Raw genomic sequence first — 20,972 nt, forward strand, 5'->3', positions numbered from 1 at the left:
ATAAGGTTAATTAGAGATTTTGTGGGTGGATAATGGTGAGGTTTATGTTTTGTCTTGGAAGGTTTTAGATGAATCTGCTCTTGAGAAAATTAGGGAACAAAAAGAGTTTGAAGACCAAACTGCGAAGAAGCTTACGCCGCTTTTTCAATCAGCAAAGAACCCTCTTATCAAGCTGTATCTGCACAGCATCATCCTAGATACCATGCGGCATTCGGATACTTACCAGATGATTCTTGAACTCAACGACACTGCGCTTGTTGGGCAACAAAGCCAAGCCCTAGGAAAACAAGAACTCACCGCACACATCAACGAAGAAGCCAAAATGCTAAAACAAACACAAGACCTCATCCAAACCACAACCGACCCAAAAATCAAACAACTCCTCCAAAACATCCTAGAAGACGAACAAAAACACCACAAAACCCTAACCAACATCCTCGACATCCTACAAAAAGAATCCAAAGAATGGAACAAATACCTCTATGACCTCATCGAAGGCTTCCCCTAAACCCAACCTTCCCCCCATTATAGCCCTTTCAACAACATCAACTATTTTGCAACCCCCAACCTTGTATTAACCAACCTATTTGCCGTCTATTTGGCTGCTGTTTTTAATTGTATGCAGAAAAGGGGGGAGGGGGGTCTATTTTTGTAGAGCCAGCGGGTCTTTTACTGGATTTCTCCGATGATTGTGACTGGCTTTTGGAGTATTGCTAGTTCTTCTATTTTTTGGGGGTCCATGGTAACGAGGACGACGGTTGCGGGTCCTGCGGATTTGTTGAGGTCTACTTGTGGGTTTTTTGTGGGTTTTAGTTGTCTGCCCACGGCGTAGGCGAGCATTTGGGCTTCGTGGTTGATCCCAAAGGTTCCTACGGGTGCGATGTCGTGGATGTATTTTTTTTGGGTGAGCCAGTTTACGTTTTTCAGGTCGGCGATTTCGTTTTTGACTTGGGCGGGTATGACTTCTGTGCCTACTTTGGGTTTGCCTATGGCTACGAGTAGGTCGCCGGGTTGCGTTTTGTTTATGCGTAGGTTTTCTTCGTTTGCAAATCCCACTACTGTTAAGCCAACGCCTGTTTGGATGGTTTCAAAGTTTTCTTCCGTGTTTTCCATTAGGACTTGGTTTGGGTCTAATCCTAAGCTTAGGGCTTCGTTGCGGATGCCCTCCACCACCTCGCGTCCCACGGGTTCCTTCTCTACGCCTAACGTAACTGAGAGCAGAACTGGAAACGCGCCCGTAGCCACCACATCCATCAACGCCACCCGCCCCAAAAACCTGCCCAGGACTTTGCCCTGCACTTTGATGTGGTCCATGGTTTTGGGTCCAACTGCGCCCGAAGAAGTGGAGCCTACAACTATGGCGTGTCCCGTGGGAACTTTGAGTATGGTAACGTCGCCTCGGCGGGTATATGTTATCTGTGAGGGTTTGACTTGAAATGCTATGGGTCGCAGGAGGGTGCCTACGTTTTCTACGAGGTGCAAGTACATGGTTAGGGCTTGGCGTATGATTTCGCTGCGGTTAAGCTCATGTTTTTCTGCAAGTTTGTCGGCGTCGGCAACAATTTTGTCAGGTAAACGCACATTGATGACCTTCAAGGTAAACACCTATCCTTTAGTGGGCCGGGAAACACTTAATCCTTCCCTCAAAACCCGCGGCAGTGAATAGACACGAAAAAAATCTGGTCGCATAGGCGCCTTTTGGTGCTCTACGCGGAAATGGGCGTTTGTTTGGTTTGTAGAAAGCTGTTTGATTTGACCCCAGACTATGATGTATCGGGTTATCATATTGCTTAAAACCTTGTGGTGTTTTTTACAAATTGTTTATAAGTGAGACCTTTATTTTTGTATGCTATTGGAGAAGGTAGAATGGTATTTAAAAAATGGATAACACTGTCTTTCCTGTGTGCCTTGATGCTGTCTTTAGCTGTCGGTATTGCTGCTGCTGGAACCGCGAGCACTGCTTCTGTTTGGGCTGCTGATGCTTCTGGTACCGTGAAAAACGAATTCAATCCTGGCGAACCTTTGTATCTTTATTGGAGCTGTGCCCCCGATGGTAGCACTGTAGATATTCGGGTTCTTGACGAATCCATGTCTGTTGTTGCTGGTCCTTGGGTTGATCAGCCAATAGCAAATGCGCCAATAGAGATACCTGGCGGCTTTGGCTCGGGCTATTACTTCATTGAAGTCAATGGAGTACGCACTTGGACAATTGCAGTTGGTACAATCTTTGTTGTGCCTGAGGGTATCTTTGGTACACTCTCTGCTGTTGGCGCCGGTTTGGCAGCGTTTGCTACAATAGGCTTAGTTAGGCGAAAACGCAAAAACTAAACCCCTTTCTTTTCTATTTTTTTTATTTAATCAATACTGCCGTTTTGGCGAGTTTGTAGTGATAATTTTATCGGGTAAGCAGGTGCTAATAACCTTCAAGGCAAACACACTACGTGCGTAGTGTTTCAGGAAATGCTTTTAACTCTTCTCTCAAAACCCCTGCAGTGACGAACCTTGCAAAAACCAAACCCCCCCTCTACCTTACAAAACAACTCCACCAGCTGGCTCATCGCCCGCATCGCACTCTTTAGCGCCCTAAGCGGCATAGGCGCACTCATCAAAACCCCAAGCCCCATCCCCACTGTCGCATTCGACTCCACCCCAGGCTTCTTCGCCGCCCTATACTTTGGAGCCGTAGACGGAGCCATAGTCTGCGGACTAGGACACCTCATATCCTCAGCCATAACAGGCTTCCCACTAGGATACTACCACATCCCCATAGCAGTTGGCATGGCCCTAGCCGGCGCCGCCATGGGCTTAATCAACAAGGTGCATCCGAAATGGGGCTTCATACCCGCAGTAGCAGCAGGCATACTAATCAACACCCTCTCAGTCTTCTTCGTAGCCCCCGACCCCGCCATAGGCCTAGCAGGCGCCCTCGCATACATGCCCTTCATCGCTCTGGCAGCAATCTTAAATTCCATCGTCGCAGCACTAGTCTACCTGGGCGTACGAGGGAAACTACAAACTTGAAAACAACCACCAACCCCCCACCATTTCCACCTTCTCCTCTTTCTCAAATCAAAACCAACCGCGACCTCCTACTCTTCCAACTCCCAGACAACAACATCCTAACCATAGCCTGCGACTCCTCAGGCGGCATAGGACCCAAACCCAACGACAAACTCCAAGTCTCAGGCTACATCCTAGGCAAATTCACCGCCAGAGCCGCCCTCATGGAACTTCTCTCCGCAGGCGCCACCCCCGCGTGCATAGTTGATGCTTTGAGTGTGGAAGCTAACCCCACCGGCGAAGACATTTTGCGTGGCATTCGCTATGAAGCAAAACAAGCAGGCTTAGACCCTGACCTTGCCGTTACAGGAAGCACAGAGAAAAATATCCCTGTGGAACAGACCGGTATAGGCGTTACCGCAGTAGGCATTTGCCCTAAAGCCTCTTTGAAAATTGGCGTTTCCAAGCCTGGCGACGTTGTTGTAGCCGTGGGAATTCCAAGCGTAGCCGACGAAGTGCTTAGCGCCGAAAAAGAAGGCAAAACCGCCCAAATCCCAGACGTACTCCAACTCACAAATGCCCCGTTCATCCACGAAATAATCCCCGTAGGCTCAACAGGAACCAACCACGAACTAAAAGCCCTCACAACCGCCTCCAACCTACAATTCAAACTACAACCCCAAACAACAATCGACCTCAACAAATCCGCAGGACCCGCAACCACTCTCCTAACAACACTTCCCAAAGTCAACTTTGAAACCCTAAAAAACCTCACAACCAAACCACTAACCCCCATCGCCCAACTCCTCTAGCTAACTCGCTTTCCCCGCCCAAGTTCTCCCTTATAGTTGGTTTTTGGCTGTTTTTGGTGGTTTTTTGTGGTTGGTTTGTCCCGCTAAACATTTATATGGACTTTTGGTTTAGTGATTGCAGTTTGAGGTATGGGAAGCTGGTTGTTTGGGCTTCGTGTTGCCTTGGGCTGTTTGAGTGTGATTTAGCATGAAGTCTGTTTCGGAGTTGGCTCGGGAGAATTTTTTGCATCTAAAGCCCTGTGTGCATGGGGCGGATGTTTGGGAGGCAGCTAGCAAATCTGGGCTCAAACGCGAGGATATTTTGGATTTTAGTTCCAGCGTGAACCCGTTGGGGCCTTCGCAGAAGGCACTTGATGCGGTGGCGCAAAGTTTTGGGCAGATTCCCATGTACCCTGATTCTGAATCCAAGAACCTGCGAGAAGCCATAGCGGCGCATTACGCGGGGCTGGGTATCGAGAACGTGGTTGTGGGCAATGGTTCCACCGAGCTTATTTACTTGTTTGCCGAGGCATTTTTGCAGCGCGGCGAAATCGCTTTGATTCCTGCACCGTCTTTTGGCGAATACGAAAGCGCAGTACATCGCGCAGGCGGCTCCGTGAAGTACGTGCCGTTGGGCGAGGATTTTTGTGTTGATCCCCGCAGCTTCATCCAGCTAATGAATGACGACGCCGTCAAAGTTGTTTTCCTGTGCAACCCCAATAACCCCACGAGCATTTTGTGTTCGCCTGAGCGGTTGTTGGAGGTGGTGGAGGCAGCTTACGAGCGTGATGTGCTGGTTTTTCTTGACGAAGACTTTTTGGAGTTCGTTGAAAACGAATCTGCCCTGTCTTTGATACCTTACGTGACGCGTTTTTCGAACCTGTTTGTTTTGCGTTCTTTCACTAAGCTTTTTGGCTTAACGGGGCTTAGGGTCGGTTACGGTTTAGCTTGCCAAGAACTTGCGCAGGTTTTGCATAACGCCAAAATCCCCTGGAACCTTAATTGTCTTGGGCAAGTAGCCGCCGTTGCAGCCCTAAACGACCAAGAACACCTAAACCAAACCCTCAAGCTAATCCAAACCCAAAAAACCTACCTGCTACAAGAACTAACCGCATTCAAGGATTTCAAGGTGTATTTGCCTGATGCCAATTTTATCTTCATAGACATCAAGAAAACTGGTTTGACCGCTTCCGAACTCAAACTTAGAATGCTTAGCCATGGCGTTTTAATTCGTGACTGCAGCTCCTTTGCAGGCCTAGATGAATACTACATCCGCATCGCCGTAAAAACCCACAGCGAAAACCTAAAACTAATCAACGCCCTACACAAAACCCTAAACCAGGACTAACTGCCATGTACATCTTTGACTTGTCCTTCTTTGTTGACTCAGCGCTGATTTTCGCTTTAGCATTTCTCATAGACGTGGTTTTCGGTGAGATTCCTGATAACTGGCACCCCACAGTGTGGATGGGCAAAGTCATTGCATGGTTCAAACGTCACCTCAAACACTCTGACCCTGTCATCGAAAAATTCAACGGCATCTTTTTGTGCATAATTTCCATCGCAGTTTTCGCCGCTCCCGTGGCTTTGCTGCTTTGGGCACTACGCCAAATTCCCGTGTGGGGCTGGATAATCTACATCATAGCCGCTGCTGTTCTTCTCAAAACCACCATAGCCGTTAAATGCATGAAAACCTACACCGCCCCCATAGCCAACGCCCTCAAAAACAACGACATAGCAGAAGCCCGCAAATGGCTCTACTACATCGTCCGCCGCGACCCCAACAAACTCGACCAACGCCACATACTCTCCGCCGCTGTAGAATCCATTGCAGAAAGCACCACCGACGGCATAACCTCACCGTTCTTCTTCTACGCCCTATTTGGAGTCCCAGGCGCCTTCGCGTTTCGCGTAATCAACACCTTAGACTCGATGGTCGGCTACAAAGACCCTGAGAACATAAACATCGGCTGGTTCTCTGCTAACATGGACACGATAACTAACTACCTGCCCGCACGATTCACCGCTGTCCTCATGGTTGTCGCTGCGCGTCTACTTCACGCTGACTGGCGCAACTCCTGGAACATACTACAACGCGACAAAAACAAAACCGCAAGCCCCAACGCAGGCTGGACCATATCCGCCATGGCAGGCGCCCTAAACGTCCAACTAGAAAAAATCGGATACTACGCCCTAGGCGATGGCGAAAACATCGTCCCCGAAGATATTTCCCGCGCCCTAAAAATCATGTTGTTAACCGCTGTCCTGTTCGGGCTAGTGGTGATTTTGCCTATCCTGCTTTTGCTCTCTCTTTCCAATGTTGCAGTTGCACCCGCCGCTGTTGTTTGCTTCATATTTTAAATAGCTGGGGCGAGAAGGGGTAGTGGGCACGGGTGACTCTTTGTCGGCAATTACCAAGCACTTCACGGCTAAGACCTCTTCTTGCTTCATGGTTTTTGGCTTAGTTGTTTTCCTGATGTATCTGTGGTTTTTTGTCGGGTTTGATTCCGTGTTTGTGGTTGTTCAAAACGTAAACCCCGCCAACTATGTCTTCTTTTATGGCTCGGCTGTTGCTGCGTTGCTACTGGTGATGTTTTTTTGGGTTGCCTCCTGGAAAACCCTGCTTGCTGACTTATCCATACGCCTTAGCTTCAAAAACGCGTTTGGTTACTACTGGAGCGGCTATTTTCTTGATTTGCTTGTGCCTTCTCAGCAGGTCTGTGGCGAAGCCGCCCGCATCTACTTGGTGCAAAAGAAAACCCAAAACAGCTATGGTGCCATAGCCGCCGCGGGCATAACTAACCGCATAGTGAACTACAGCGTTGTCACTGTTGGCTTGTCCGTGGGCGCTGTGTACCTGCTGCTGCGGTCAACTCTGCCGCCCTTTGCGTTGGGGCTTTTGGTGCTCTCGTGGATTGGCGCTTTGATTTACCTTGGTATCTTGCTGTATTTGGCGCTTAACAAAAACGCTGCAAACAACATCGCAAACTTTGCCCTCAAACTGCTCCGCTTCTTGCGCATAAAACGCTTCAAAACCCAAACTCTCCCCGCGAAACTGGTTGATTCCCTACAAAGCTTCAACGCTGGCTTTCAGTTCTTCCGAGAAAACCCCCGCCGACTCATAAAACCCTACATATTCCAAATCCTATCCTACACACTATACCTCGCAGTTTACGTCTTGGTCTTCTACGCTTTAGGTCTAAACTACCTGTTTTTGGACTTCTTTATTGTGGTGTATTTTTTGGCGGGTACGGTTCAGGATGCGACAGCTGCTTTTTCTGTGGGCGGACTTGAAATCCTGCTAACTAGCATCTTCATCTTCTATGGGGTTGAACCTGCCCAAAGCGGTGTAGCAGCCGCCATGCTTCGAAGCGTGACTTTTTGGCTCCCCGTCATAGCAGGTTACCTAATCGTACAAATCGTCGGTGCCAAGCACATTTTAGCATCCAAATTCCACGCCCAAGTTCAAACCCAACAACAAAAACCACCTCCGCCTTCAAGTTTTGAACCCGACCGCCCTCCAACGTCCCCTGCTTCTCCAGAATAGGTTTGATTGTTGAACTGCCGCTTTGTTGGTTACCAAAACAGATAAAAACTCGTGGGGTATCATGGGGTTGTTAAAACGGTGGAAAAGCGATGCCCGCAGAAATGTTTGATGCAGAAAAGTTCGTGGATATGAGTGCGAAAGCCAAGTTCTGTGCAGTTAAAAGGCTAAAAACCAATGTTAAACTAAAGCTTCGCATGCCAAGCAGGCTCTACACATTAAAAGTAGAAAACAGCAAAGCCGAAGAAACTATCAAAAAACTCAAATGCGAAATAAAAGAACTCTAAGCCCCCTTTCGTTTCGCACTTCTTCCTGTGTACCTCTTAGCGCTTCTGACTTTTTCGCGTCTTTTTGAATTCTCTATCCCTTTAGTTCGTACTTCTGATACCGCAACTTAACGAATAAACGCAAGTTTCTCAGAATTACCTGCGAAAACCTCGCTAAACGCTCTGTCTGCTCTGTTGATTTTTTGTTTAAAATCCGCAAATTGCTGCTTTTTGGTTGTGTGCTAAGAAGGTTGTGTGGTGCGGTCGCCGGGATTTGAACCCGGGTCGTCAACGTGGCAGGCTGATGTCCTAAACCAGACTAGACTACGACCGCAGAAGGTTGTTTCTGCGCTTCTTTGCTGGCGATGATGATTTACTTCGTGCTTTATTTGTTTTTCCCAAGACTGTGAAATCTTTTTGGTTGCAGGGCACGTTGGGGTCTGGGTGTTTGTTGGTTGCTTGGGGTTTTATGCAACAATCAGAAATACTAGTTGTGTATATACTATATAGTGGAGGTTGGTTTGGTGCCTAAGGCTTTGGTTTGTATAACTACTGACCTCGATTCGACTGAGGATGTACTTAAGAAACTGCGGGTATGCGATGGCGTAGAGGAAGCTGTTATGGTGTATGGTATCTATGATATCATTGCTAAAGTGCAGGGAAAAGATGTGAACCAGATAAAAGAGGTCCTAAAAAAGCAGATAATGGGGCTTGGTAACGTTCAAAAAACCCTCACCATGATGGTTGCTGAACCAGAATAACTTGGGGAACTGCGATGACGAACGGGCAGGCAGCGCAGCGTTGAAAAACCTAACTCCCTCATTTTTATTTTTTGTTTTTGTGTAGACTGGCTTTGAAGCTTCTGGGTTTTGGCTGAATTTTTGTTGGTTGTGTTAACTGTTGTGTTTGTTACCAAAAGAGTAAAACGGTTCGTGTAAATCATACATTGAAAGGGCTCGCACAGGATGAACCCACGAACTAGCCACACCATAATCATCGGCAACAGCCAAAGCATGCCCGAAATCCCAGACGCCTCTGTTCATCTTATGGTAACCTCGCCACCGTACCCGATGATTCAAATGTGGGACACCCCGTTCGCCCAGTTAGACCCCAAAATCGCAGCGCTCTGGCAAACCCTAAACCAAACCCCCCGCGAAGATGTTGTAACGCAGCTCTATGATGCCATGCATGAAAACTTGGCAAAAGTCTGGCAGGAAACCCACCGCGTTCTCGTCGAAGGCGGCATAGCCTGCATAAACATCGGAGACGCCACCCGCAGCCTAAACGGCAAATTCCGCTTATTCCCCAACCACGCCCGCATCATCGAGCACTGCGAAAAAATCGGATTCACCACCCTACCCTACATCCTGTGGAAAAAACCCACCACCAAACCCACCTACAAAGGAAAAGGCGCCTTCCTCGGATCAGGCTTTCTACCCCCCAACGCCTACGTTACCTTGGACTGCGAATTCATACTGATTTTTCGCAAAGGCAACCTGCGCAGCTTTCCCCCCAAAGACCCCAACCGCTACGACAGCAAACTAACTAAACAACAACGCAACCAGTACTTCACCCAAATCTGGCAAATCACAGGCACACGGCAAACCACCACCGAAATACAGCGCCGAACCGCCGCGTACCCCCAACAAATCCCCGAACGCCTAATCCAAATGTTTAGCGTACAAGGTGACACCGTGCTTGACCCCTTTCTTGGTTCAGCCACAACCACCAAAGCAGCCATACAAACCCGCCGCAACAGCATAGCCTACGAAATAGACCAAAACCTGCACACCACCATAACAAATAGCCTCAACGAAAACCCGCCCGATAAAACCAAATTAACGATAATCAACAGAACCGTTCCCTCCAAACAGAAAGCTTGACCTTCTTTTTGAGAAATCATCTGCAGGTTTTCCAGCAAACCTATTGGGCTGCTTTTAATTGTATGCAGAAAAGGGGGGAGGGGGGGGGGTAGTGGTTGGATGGTTTGTTGTGTTTGGGTTTGGTTAAATGAGGCGGTTTTGGGTTTGATTTGGTTTGGGGTGGTTGTTTTGTCGCCTGAAATTGTGAAGGGGAAACGAAAAGCTTTATTAGAACGCTATGTAGCATGTGTTTGTGCTCTTAGAAACGGTTAGAGACGCCTTTTTCGAGTTGGAACGTCCAACATCGGAGGAAACTGCAAGTTTGAAGAACACCCGCATAAAAACATATCATCGAGAAGTAACTAAAAATAAAATTGCGGGGGATAATTAGATTTGACTGAAATTTCAAGAGAAGATACCCATATTTTACTAAAGTCCTTTTTCAAGGAAAAGGGTCTAGTGCAGCAGCACTTGGACAGCTACAACGGCTTTATTGACCATGGTCTGCAAGAAGTTGTAGATGAAGTTAACGAGATTCCAATTGAGATTCCAGAGAACCCCTACAAGGTAAAGCTTGGTCAGATTTGGGTTATCGACCCTCAAAGCCGCATTACTGGCCCCTACGCTACCGAGGTTGACGGCACCAAGCATGAGATTTACCCGATGGAAGCGCGTTTGAGAAACTTGGCGTATTCTGCTCCTATTGCTTTGGAGATGACGCCGATTATCGATGGCAGAGAACAAGACACTGAGCTTGTGTACATCGGCAACATTCCTGTAATGCTAAAATCTAAGCTGTGTTTCCTCTCACAGCTCTCACGAGACGAACTCATCTCCGCTGGGGAAGACCCTGACGACACAGGCGGCTACTTCGTCGTAAACGGCTCCGAACGAGTCATCGTAGCCATGGAAGACCTCGCACCCAACAGAGTCATCATAGACGTAGACGACAAAGGCACCGCCCCCGTCTACCAAGCAAAAATCTTCTCAACCACCGTAGGCTTCCGCGCCCGCATAGAACTCAAACTCAAATCCGACGACGCCATCTACGTCTCCATGCCAGGCGTCCCAACAGAAATCCCATTCGTCGTCATCATGCGCGCACTCAACCTTGAAAAAGACAAAGACATAGCCGAAGCAGTTTCCCTAGACGGCGAAATCCAAACCCAACTAGGCCCCTCATTTGAAAAAGCCGTCGGAGTAGACACTCCCCAAGACGCCATCTTGTTTATCGGCAACCGCGTCGCCCACGGCCAAGTTGAAGAGTACCGTATCCAAAAAGCCGAAACCGCTTTGGACAAGAACTTTTTGCCTCACTTGGGACGAACCGACAAAGACCGCAAAGACAAAGCTATATTCCTAGGTGAGATGGCAAGCCGCGTTATTCAACTCAAAATGGGCAGGCGCCAAACTGACGACAAAGACCACTTCAAAAATAAACGTTTGCGTCTTGCAGGTCCTTTGCTCGCGGACTTGTTCCGTGTGGCTTTCCGCAATTTAACCCGCGACATCAAATACCAGCTTGAACGCATCGGCATAAAAGGCCCAATCATCACCGTTTCTGCAGCTGTGCGCCCAGGCATCATCACCGAAAGATTCCAGCACGCCCTTGCAACGGGTAACTGGGGACGCGGCAGAGTCGGCATCACCCAGCTTTTGGACCGCACCAACTACATATCCACCCTAAGCCACCTGCGCAGACTGCAATCGCCCTTGAGCCGCAGCCAGCCAAACTTTGAAGCCCGAGACTTGCACCCGACCCACTGGGGACGCTTATGCCCCAACGAAACCCCCGAAGGCTCCAACTGTGGCCTCGTCAAAAACCTAGCGCTATCCTCAACCATCTCGGTTGGCGTGAACCCCGACAAAGTCAAGCAGTTGCTCTACGAAATGGGCACCGTAGCTGCGTACGAAACAAACGAATCCATGAAACGTGACGGCGCCAAAGTTTTCGTGGACGGAAACATTATCGGTTTTTGTCCTTCACCCCAAGATATGGTGAAACTTTTCAGGGAAAAACGTCGTTTTGGCGAAATCTCCACGGAAGTTAACATAACTTACTTCTCTAAAGAGCAAACTGAAACCGAAGAAGTGCATGTGAACTGTGACGAAGGTCGAGTGCGCAGGCCCCTGATTATTTTGGAGGCTGGTGTGCCTAAGCTTTTGCCCAAGCACGTTGAGAAAGTTGCTTTGGGTGAGTGGAGCTGGGAAGACCTAGTCAAAAACGGTTTGCTTGAATACTTGGATGCTTCAGAAGAAGAAAACGCTTACATAGCCTTAACCGACACCCAACCCACACCTGAGCACACCCACACCGAAATCGCAACGTTCTCCATACTGGGCATCTGCGCATCCACCATACCTTACCCTGAACACAACCAGTCACCACGTAACTCTTATCAGGCTGCCATGTCCAAACAGGCACTGGGCATCTACAGCACCAACTTCCAAAACCGCGTAGACTCCCGCTCTCATGTCCTGCACTACCCGCAGGCACCCATGGTTGAAACTGAACTCATGGAAGTTATGGGTTACAAACAGCGTCCCACAGGGCAAAACTGCATCGTCGCCGTGCTTAGCTTCGAAGGCTACAACATGGAAGACGCCATCATATTCAACAAAGCCAGCATCGAACGCGGCTTAGCACGCTCAACTTTCTTCCGCATCTACGAAGCCGAATGCCGCCAATACCTAGGCGGACTCAAAGACAAATTCACCGTCCCCGAATCTGGCACACGCGGCTACCGCGGCGAACAATACTACCGCCTCCTCGAACCCGACGGCATCATCAGCCTAGAATCAACCGTCACAGGCGGAGACGTCCTCATCGGCAGAATCAGCCCCCCAAGATTCCTTGAAGAATACAAAGAATTCGAAGTAAAAGGCCCCTCCATGCGTGACACATCCGCCGACATGCGCCCCTCAGAAAACGGCGTAGTTGACGCCATCTTTGTCACCGAATCAGGTGAAGGCAGCAAACTAGTCAAAGTCCGCGTCCGCGACCAACGCATACCCGAACTAGGCGACAAGTTTGCTTCACGCCACGGACAAAAAGGAGTCATCGGCTTAATTGTTCCCCAAGAAAACCTGCCCTTCACCGACGAAGGCATCGTCCCCGACCTAATAATCAACCCCCACGCCATCCCCTCCAGAATGACCATCGGACAGTTCATCGAATCTCTCGCAGGCAAATACGCAGCGGCACGCGGTAAACCCGTAGACGGCACCCCCTTCACCAACGAAGGTCCCGACGAGATTAGGCGTAATTTGGTTAAGAACGGTTTTAGCCACACTGGAAGTGAAGTCTTCTATAACGGCGCAACGGGTGAAAAGTTTGTGGCGGATATTTTCGTGGGTGTGGTTTACTATCAGAAGCTGCATCACATGGTTGCTGACAAGATTCATGCTCGTGCGCGTGGTCAGGTGCAGATGCTTACTCGCCAGCCTACTGAAGGTCGTGCTCGCGGTGGTGGTTTGCGTTTTGGAGAAATGGAACGAGACTGCCTAATTGGTCACGGCGCGGCTATGCTGCTTCGAGACAGGCTGCTAGAAGAATCCGACAAGTACACCTTGTACATCTGCGAGAACTGCGGACAAATCGCTTACTACGACATGAAACAACGCAAATACATCTGCAAAATCTGCGACGAAAAAGCCAAAGTCGCCCCCGTCATAGTCTCGTACGCGTTCAAGCTACTGCTACAGGAACTTCAAAGCCTGTGCATTACCCCCAAACTAAAACTCAAGGAGAAAGCCTAACATGACCGAGGAACTAATCCACAAAGTTGTTGACGAAATAAGCTTTGGCTTAATTTCACCCAAAGACCTGCGCAAGCAGTCCATGGTGGAAATCCAAACCCCCGACACCTACGACGAAGACGGCGCCCCCATCACCGCTGGTCTTATGGACGGCAGATTAGGCACTCTTGAACCCCGACAGCGATGCAAAACCTGTGGCAACACCGCTATTCGCTGTCCAGGTCACTTTGGTCACATCGAACTTGCCGTACCCATAGTGCACATCGAGTTTACCAAGATTATCTTTGACCTTTTGCGTTCTACCTGCCGCAGTTGTGGACGGATTTTGCTTTCTGCTGATGCCGCCGAGAAAATGAAAGGACGCATCGAACGCTACAATGACCTTTTGGGTTTGATTCCTGATGATGTTTACAAGAATATCGTTCAGGAAATCAAGACTAAACAGTGTCCGCACTGTGCTTCTGGTCAGTACAAGATAACCTTTGAGAAACCCACCAAATTCATCGAGCAAACCGAAACGGGTTCTGAGCCGCTAACGCCAAGCATGATACGCGAAAGGCTTGAACGTATCTCCGATGAAGACTTGGAGATTTTAGGTTTCAACCCCAAAGTTGCACGTCCCGAATGGATGGTCCTGCAGGTTCTGCCCGTACCCCCCGTGTACGTGCGTCCCTCAATCACTTTAGAGTCAGGTATCCGCTCTGAAGACGACCTAACCCACAAACTCGTCGACATCATCCGCATCAACCAACGCCTAAAAGAAAACATGGAAGCAGGCGCCCCCACCCTAATTATCCAAGACCTCTCCGAACTGCTACAGTACCACGTTACCACTTACTTTAACAATGAAGCTTCAGGCATTCCCCCTGCCCGACACCGCTCAGGCAGAGCCCTCAAAACACTTTCACAACGCCTCAAAGGCAAAGAAGGACGCTTCAGAAGCAACCTCTCAGGCAAACGTGTAGACTTCTCCGCACGCACCGTCATCTCACCCGACCCCAACCTAGACATCAACGAGGTCGGCGTTCCCCGAGACGTAGCCATGCGCCTCTCCGTTCCCGAAAAAGTCACCGCATGGAACATTGAAGAACTCAAAAAACTCGTCATCAATGGACCTGACAACTACCCCGGCGCCCTGTACATTATTCGTCCTGACGGCAAACGTATCCGCCTCGAATTCGTGGTTGACCGAACCAAAATCGCCGAAGCCGTAGAGCTGGGCTTTGTTATTGAACGTCACCTCAAGAACGGCGACATAGCCATCTTTAACCGTCAGCCTTCACTTCACCGCATGTCCATTATGGCGCATTACGTGCGCGTTTTGCCCTACAAGACCTTCCGCCTGCACCTGTGTGTTTGCCCGCCTTACAACGCTGACTTTGACGGCGACGAAATGAACCTTCACGTACCCCAAAGCGAAGAAGCCCGCACCGAAGCATTGCTTCTCATGCAAGTCCAAGACCAAATCCTCTCCCCCCGTTTTGGCGGACCCATCATCGGCGCCATCAGAGACTTCATCACAAGCGCATACTACTTCACACGCAGAAGCAACTACCTAACCCGAGACCAAGTAAACCGCCTCTTAACCTCCACTGGCTACTTAGGACCCTTACCCGAACCAAAAATCAAGGAGCCTCAGGAGATGTGGTCTGGCAAACAGATCTTCAGCTTGTTCATGCCAAAGACCCTGAATTACTCTTTGAAGGCAAACATTTGCCAAGGCTGCAACAAATGCAAAGAGGAAGAGTGCGAGCATGACGCTTACGTGGTTGTCCGTAACGGCGAACTTGTTTCAGGAATCATCGACCGCCGCAGCATCGGCTCTGAGCAGTCTGAAAGCTTGCTTCACAGAGTCATCAAAGACTACGGCACCAAAGCAGGACGCGAATTCCTAAACAACGTAACCCGCCTACTAAAACAGTTCATATCCATGCGCGGCTTCAGCTACACCTACGACCAACTGGTCTTGTCACCTAAAGCCCGAAACCGCATCCAAAAAACCATGGAACGTATCCAAAAGAAAATTGACGAGCACATCGAAAACTTCCAGAATGGAACCTTGCCGCGGCTTCCTGGTCAAACTTTGGAGGAATCCTTTGAAATTTACGTCATGCACGAGCTTGCCACCGCCCGAGATGAAGCAGGTAAAATTGCCGACGACGACTTCACTTTGGAGAACGCAGGCATTGTCATGACTCGAACTGGAGCTAGGGGCTCAAGCCTTAACATTGGTCAGATGGCAGCTTGTGTTGGACAGCAATCAGTCAGAGGCAAAAGAATTCTCAGAGGCTACGCTGGAAGAGCATTGCCCCACTTTATCAGCGGCGACCCCAGCCCAAAAGCCAGAGGCTTCGTCTACAACTCCTACCAAACAGGCTTAGACGCCATAGAATTCTTCTTCCACGCCATGGGAGGCAGAGAAGGTCTAGTCGACACTGCCGTGCGTACCCAGCAAAGCGGTTACATGCAGCGCAGACTAATCAACGCGCTTGAACACATCCGCTTAGAATACGACGGAACCGTACGCGACTCTGCAGGCGATATCATCCAGTTCATGTACGGCGAAGACGGCGTTGACCCCGCCAAGAGCGACCACGGCAAAGCAGTCAACGTCAGCCGTCTAATCGACCAAATCACCATAGGCGAAGAAAAAGGCGAACCCGCACCAAACGACTACATCAAAAAACAACTCAAAACCGTCGAAGGACAACAACTAACCCCAATCCTTACAACCCAACTCAAACAGCACCTCTCCAAAGGCAAACTAACCAAGAAAGGCGTAGACCACGCTATAGCTGAAACCGCCAACCGATACAAACGCGCCCTCATGGAACCCGGAGAAGCCGTAGGCATCGTTGCGGCGCAGTCAATCGGTGAACCTGGTACACAGATGACCCTTAGAACCTTCCACTACGCAGGAGTCAAAGAACAAAACGTCACTTTGGGTCTGCCCCGACTCATCGAAATCGTGGACGCCCGCAGAATTCCCTCCACGCCAATTATGACCATCTACTTGGACGCTGAGCACCGCAAGAGCAAAGAAGGCGCCGTAGCAATCGCCCGATACGTCATCTACACATCGCTTGAGAACTTGGCTTCGGAAATCTATGAAGACCCCATTAGCGAGGAAATCGTTGTGGAACTCAACAAGGTCATGATGGATGACCGCAACTTGACTATTGAGCAGATTGTAGACCGCGTGCAGTTGCCAAACGCCACCACCGAAGCGCGTGATGAAACCACTTTGGCGGTAAAGCCTAAAAAGGTCGATACCATCAAACGTTTGCTTGACAAAGTCACCAGCTTCCACGTCAAAGGAGTCCCAGACATCAAACGTGTCCTCGTCACACAGGAGGAAAACGGTGAATGGGTAATCCGCACCGACGGCTCTAACCTTGCTAAGGTTTTGGAGATACAGGGTGTTGATACTTCAAGGACCACGACAAACAACGTGCATGAAATCGCCAAAACTTTGGGTATTGAAGCTGCTCGAAACGCTTTGGTTAACGAAGCGAAGGGTGTGCTTGAAGACCAAGGCTTGGACGTTGATGTTCGCCACGTTATGCTGGTTGCTGACATGATGACTACCACAGGTGAGGTGCAGCAAATTGGCAGGCACGGTATTAGCGGCAAGAAAGCAAGTGTTCTGGCGCGTGCAGCCTTCGAAATTACGGTGCCCAACATTGTCGAAGCCGCAGTAAAAGGCGAAAGCGACCCGCTGGCAGGCGTAACCGAGAACGTAATCGTTGGACAATCAATCCCCATCGGCACAGGCTTAGTTGAGCTTTACATGTCAACGTTAGAAAAGCAAGATAAATCAGGAGGAGAAACTGAAACATGATAGATATAGACAAAGCAATTGCATCTGCTGTGAAAACTGGCAAAGTTTCTTTTGGCGCCAACACAGCTCTGATGAATGCTAAAACCGGCAAGGCTAAAATGATAGTTTTGGCCTCCAACTGCCCAAAAAACCTAAAAGACGAAATCGAATACTACGCTAAACTCTCAAAAGTCCCAGTTCTAAACTACAAGGGCATCGCAATGGACCTATCCAACGTCTGCGAGAAACTGTTCATCATCTCGGCGATGAGCATACGCGAACCTGGCGACTCAGAGATTTTACGCACTGTAGAAATGCAGTATTACGAGAACGATGTTACAATTGGAGGAACTGAGTAACGAGCGGTATTAAAATCACATGCGACGAAATGCGTTATATCGCTTTGTTTGAAAGCATCAGCGGCGCAAGCGTCAAAGACTGCATCATAGACGAAGAACAAGAACGCGCAATCTTCATCGTTAACCCCGGACAAGTGGGCGTTGCCATCGGAAAAGGCGGCAGAAACATCCACACTCTAGAGCGCATGACCGGCAAGAAACATGAGATTATCGAGTATAGCGAAGACCCCGTGCAGTTCATCAAAAACGCCCTCAAACCCGCAGCGGTCAGGGAAGTGCGCATCACCGAAAAAACCGACGGCAAAAAAATGGCAGTTGTAACCATCAACCCCAAAGACAAGGGTGTCGCCATCGGCAAAAACGGCAAGAACGCTGAACGCCTACGCTTTTTAGCAAAAAGGTATTTCGACATTCAAAACGTCAGCATAACTTAGTCCCCCTTAACTGGGGTGCCTAAGCGGCTGGTTGAGTGGTAACGAGTTCAGCTTAACCCTGATTATGCCAATGCTCTTGATGCGCCGCTTGCCTTGATGACTTCACAGTTTTGAGCTGATTAAACCTCAAACGTCATTTTCTCTTCCTGAGCTTCGTAAACATGCTGCTTTAGGTAAACCCCTTGTGTTCATGGCAGTAACTTGTAGCCCCACCTATTCGCGTTAAAATGCCCTAAATAGAACCTGCCGCTGAGTCTTCTAATTTTTTGTTTCTTGTTTTCTTCAAAACTGTCCGCACTAACTCTGCTCTATATGCGGGTATGCTGCTGTTGTGTCAAGCTTGTTTTTGTTCTAAAACGTTTTTGGTGTTGCCTTTGTTTTGTTTGAATAAAAAGTAGGGGGAGGGATGGTTTTCCCTTTTTTGCTATTTTTTCCTGCGTGCTACAACGATTACTGCTGCTAACGCGGCTACTATCAAGACTGCAACTGCAATTAGAACCTCCATGGGCAGAACTGCTGCATCTGGAGACCCTGAGGGTTCGTTTGATGCTGAGCCAACGCCTACAACTGTTTGACCGCTTGAAGCATAGTATGAGTTGGTGCCTTCAAAGGTTGCAACGATTGTGTATGCGCCTTCGTTTTGTGGTGTCCACATGGTCTTGAATATGCCGCTCATATCGCTTGTTACGGTGCCTATGGTTTGGGTGTTGCCTGCTTCGTCAATGGCTGTTAGTTTCACTGGAACGCCCTGTGCGTTATCTGGCATTGCTTGTTGTTCGTGGAGGTACTCCATCCATTTTTGCATGAATTGGTCTGCAATTGCTGGTGTATTGGGTGCGCCTGGGGATTGGTCGGTTATTGTGCCTTTGATGAGTACTGCTGTGTTCTTTGCTACGGTTATGTCGGGTGCTGAGACAGTTACTGCTGTTTGTCCTTTGCCAAAGCATTGTATGTTGTTGTTGTAGTGGTTCGCACATACGAGGTAGCCGTCTGCTACTGCAATTCCATCAGCCCACGTTTCTATCTTCCAGGCTTCATTGCCGCTGTATGCATCAACGCATCGCAAGTATGATCCGCGCCATAGAGGCTTTGTCGGTGAATGCTCTGTTGAGTACAAATAGACTTTGCCGTCAGCGATTGTGCCTATGCTAAGTGGGTAATTGCCGTAGGGGCTTTCATGTCCAACGCTGGGGGCTTCGTAATCCCATTTTAGATTTCCGTCAGCTATGTTGTAGCAGTAGAGAACACCGCCGTATCCGCATGAATACATGTTACCGTATGCGATGGTGCCCCCCATGCCATACATGTCCCATGCACCTTGTGGGTCAGTGGGTCCCCAAAGCATCTCGCCAGTTGTTAAACTGTAGCCAAACCATTGCATTGTTTCTTTGGAGTAAATTGTCCAGACGTTATCTTCATAGCTAACTGGTCCGTAAATCCACGTTAGGTTTCCTGCAAGTGGGCCTTGGTATTCTTTGTTCCAAAGCAATGTTGCTCCGTATCCAAGGTTAGAGTTGTTTTGTGGACCGCCATTGTAGGTTGTTACGCCGTAGTCTATGTTTGCTGCCCATGCACGGAATGTTCCTGCGCCTCCTGTTACGTCACCTTGTGCGGTGGGGTTGTTCCATGAGAATATCATACGTGGTACGCGTTGTGCGTCTTGGAGTACTTTGGTGGTTCCAAAGTTCATGGAGTATGATGCAGCGTTGCGCCATACTAGTCCTGGCTCTATTGTTACATTCATTGAGTATCCTGTGTGTAGGGTGTCTTGGTATGTCCATGCGCCGTTTGTTCCGTCACCTGGCAGCGGGTATGTCATCCATGTGGTATCATTAACTGCGTCAACTACTGCTCCGACGCGGGGTCGCCATTGGTTAGCGCTGGTGCCTGTTCCTGGGGCGCCAAAGGGCAGTGCTTGAGATGAGTTCCAAGCCAATATGTTGCCCGTTGAAGGGTTGTAGCTGTAGCGCAGTATGTTTCCGTCTTGGTCAGTTATGCCTATGCCGCCAGGTACGTTCTTTAGGGTCATTATTAGGTTGCCGTTGTCGGGGTTAAGCATGTACCAAGTATTTCCTTGGGTCATCCACAGGTATGCAATCATTCCTTCACCGTTAAGTGAATAGTAATGCTGTATTTGACCAAACGAAAGACTTGGGTAGCTAGTGCCAAGTGCTGGTCCCTCGCCAAAACTGGGGTTACTGGTTACTGGATTGTTGAAGGTGCCGTTGTTGTACCACAATTGTTCGCCTGTCCTCAAATCCATTGCATAGTACCCGTATCTTGCAGTCATTGCGTCTGCGGGGGTGTTGTAGTAGATGATGCCGTTCATGATTATTGGGCTTGTCCATGGTCTTTGATAGTCGTCAGTGTTGTATGGTATGCCTGTCCACTGTGCATCAGCTAAGCCTCCTGGGTGACCTGCTGCAACACCTGGTTGTTCTGCTATGGGTTGAGTCCATACAATGTGGGCGCTGTTGGGTGCTTGACCTGCAGTTTGGACGTTGCTAACTAGCCAGCTTCCGCCCAACCAGTTACTTGCCAGCTGGGTCCAGCCTCTGTTTTGTGCATTTAATGGTCTAGTCCAGTATCCCGTTGTGGGCTCTGGTTCTTGCCATTCAGCTACGGGTTCTTGCGTGACAGTGAGAATCATTGGGGCGCTGGTTGCGGGTTCAAAGAAGTCGCCTACGTAAGACATGCCCATTGGGTTAGAGCCAGCTGGGGCTCCTAGGGTTTGTCCTGGCCAGTGGAATACGAGTGTGTATTCGCCAACTTGGGTCGGAGTGAAGGTGGTGTATGTGGTGCCTACTGAGCCGCTTTCAAATGGGCCTAACTGGCTTTGGGTTCCGTCTGGTGCGGTTACATCAATCATGAATCCGCGCCATCGGTCGCCTCCGCTACCTCCTGCTGTTGGAGGAATGCAGTTTAGCCACATGACAAGCAAAGTGTATTCGTTAACTGCTACTGTATTTGGTGATGCGACGATGTATGCGTATGTTGGTATGCTCCATGGGGGGTCATGTGCATTAGTTGTTGGTATTGCTATTGCAATCGCGGAAAGTGACAACAGTAAAACTAGTGCAACACTAAATAGTGTTTTATTTTTTTCTTTTGAAATTTTGTTTTCTCTCCTATTGGTA

16 protein-coding genes and 1 tRNA gene are annotated in these 20,972 nt (G+C 49.1%); 14 read left to right on the forward strand and 3 right to left on the reverse strand.

The annotated features are described in order from the left end of the window. Positions 1-49: 49 nt before the first annotated feature. Positions 50-508, forward strand: a complete 459-nt coding sequence (locus tag NWF04_00710; GenBank protein ID MCW4005109.1) for a ferritin-like domain-containing protein — start codon at positions 50-52, stop codon at positions 506-508. 161 nt (positions 509-669) lie between these two features. On the opposite strand, the gene NWF04_00715 is transcribed toward NWF04_00710, so the two are convergent. Continuing rightward, entirely contained in the window at positions 670-1,596 is a 927-nt protein-coding gene (locus NWF04_00715) for a ribbon-helix-helix protein, CopG family (protein ID MCW4005110.1), read from the reverse strand. A 270-nt stretch (positions 1,597-1,866) separates the two neighbouring features. Here NWF04_00715 and NWF04_00720 point away from each other — a divergent pair, with 270 nt between their 5' ends. The 7 genes from NWF04_00720 (at position 1,867) to NWF04_00750 (ending at position 7,622) form a co-directional block, all read left to right on the forward strand. After that, the gene (locus NWF04_00720) at positions 1,867-2,328 is read left to right on the forward strand and encodes a hypothetical protein (GenBank protein ID MCW4005111.1); all 462 of its coding nucleotides are present in this window, start codon (positions 1,867-1,869) and stop codon (positions 2,326-2,328) included. 174 nt (positions 2,329-2,502) lie between these two features. Then, the gene (locus NWF04_00725; GenBank protein ID MCW4005112.1) at positions 2,503-3,021 is read left to right on the forward strand and encodes an ECF transporter S component; all 519 of its coding nucleotides are present in this window, start codon (positions 2,503-2,505) and stop codon (positions 3,019-3,021) included. Continuing rightward, the gene (locus tag NWF04_00730) at positions 3,018-3,812 is read left to right on the forward strand and encodes an AIR synthase related protein (GenBank protein ID MCW4005113.1); all 795 of its coding nucleotides are present in this window, start codon (positions 3,018-3,020) and stop codon (positions 3,810-3,812) included. The genes NWF04_00725 and NWF04_00730 overlap by 4 nt, the downstream gene beginning before the upstream one ends. Before the next feature lie 187 nt (positions 3,813-3,999). Then, entirely contained in the window at positions 4,000-5,139 is a 1,140-nt protein-coding gene (gene hisC, locus NWF04_00735; GenBank protein MCW4005114.1) for a histidinol-phosphate transaminase, read from the forward strand. 5 nt (positions 5,140-5,144) lie between these two features. Beyond that, positions 5,145-6,152, forward strand: a complete 1,008-nt coding sequence (locus tag NWF04_00740; GenBank protein MCW4005115.1) for a cobalamin biosynthesis protein — start codon at positions 5,145-5,147, stop codon at positions 6,150-6,152. A 40-nt stretch (positions 6,153-6,192) separates the two neighbouring features. Continuing rightward, positions 6,193-7,338 carry a flippase-like domain-containing protein gene (locus NWF04_00745; GenBank protein MCW4005116.1) on the forward strand — a complete coding sequence of 382 codons (1,146 nt, stop codon included), beginning with the start codon at positions 6,193-6,195 and terminating at the stop codon, positions 7,336-7,338. Positions 7,339-7,427: 89 nt separating this feature from the next. After that, on the forward strand, positions 7,428-7,622 hold the full coding sequence (locus tag NWF04_00750) for a 50S ribosomal protein L38e (protein MCW4005117.1): 195 nt from the start codon (positions 7,428-7,430) through the stop codon (positions 7,620-7,622). A gap of 235 nt (positions 7,623-7,857) precedes the next feature. Here NWF04_00750 and NWF04_00755 read toward each other — a convergent pair. Then, positions 7,858-7,935: transfer RNA gene (locus NWF04_00755), tRNA-Gly, on the reverse strand. Positions 7,936-8,125: 190 nt separating this feature from the next. Between NWF04_00755 and NWF04_00760 the strand changes: the two genes are divergently transcribed. The 6 genes from NWF04_00760 to NWF04_00785 all read left to right on the forward strand — a co-directional run bounded on the left by NWF04_00760 (position 8,126) and on the right by NWF04_00785 (position 17,835). Next, a complete protein-coding gene (locus NWF04_00760) occupies positions 8,126-8,362 on the forward strand; it encodes an Lrp/AsnC ligand binding domain-containing protein (GenBank protein MCW4005118.1) in 237 nt (78 codons plus the stop codon). A gap of 204 nt (positions 8,363-8,566) precedes the next feature. Then, positions 8,567-9,484, forward strand: coding sequence for a site-specific DNA-methyltransferase (locus tag NWF04_00765; protein ID MCW4005119.1), 918 nt, complete (start codon positions 8,567-8,569; stop codon positions 9,482-9,484). Positions 9,485-9,856: 372 nt separating this feature from the next. Then, a complete protein-coding gene (locus NWF04_00770) occupies positions 9,857-13,222 on the forward strand; it encodes a DNA-directed RNA polymerase subunit B (protein MCW4005120.1) in 3,366 nt (1,121 codons plus the stop codon). Between the two features lies 1 nt (position 13,223). Beyond that, positions 13,224-17,063, forward strand: a complete 3,840-nt coding sequence (locus NWF04_00775; GenBank protein ID MCW4005121.1) for a DNA-directed RNA polymerase subunit A' — start codon at positions 13,224-13,226, stop codon at positions 17,061-17,063. Beyond that, a complete protein-coding gene (locus NWF04_00780; protein MCW4005122.1) occupies positions 17,060-17,401 on the forward strand; it encodes a 50S ribosomal protein L30e in 342 nt (113 codons plus the stop codon). The genes NWF04_00775 and NWF04_00780 overlap by 4 nt, the downstream gene beginning before the upstream one ends. Before the next feature lie 14 nt (positions 17,402-17,415). Then, positions 17,416-17,835: a NusA-like transcription termination signal-binding factor gene (locus tag NWF04_00785; GenBank protein MCW4005123.1), complete on the forward strand. Its 420-nt coding sequence runs from the start codon at positions 17,416-17,418 to the stop codon at positions 17,833-17,835. Positions 17,836-18,259: 424 nt separating this feature from the next. Here NWF04_00785 and NWF04_00790 read toward each other — a convergent pair whose 3' ends face one another. Then, positions 18,260-20,899 carry a hypothetical protein gene (locus tag NWF04_00790; protein ID MCW4005124.1) on the reverse strand — a complete coding sequence of 880 codons (2,640 nt, stop codon included), beginning with the start codon at positions 20,897-20,899 and terminating at the stop codon, positions 18,260-18,262. Positions 20,900-20,972: the final 73 nt, after the last annotated feature.

The sequence above is a fragment of the Candidatus Bathyarchaeota archaeon genome, from assembly GCA_026014465.1.
In the GTDB taxonomy this organism is placed as follows: domain Archaea; phylum Thermoproteota; class Bathyarchaeia; order Bathyarchaeales; family Bathycorpusculaceae; genus JADGNF01.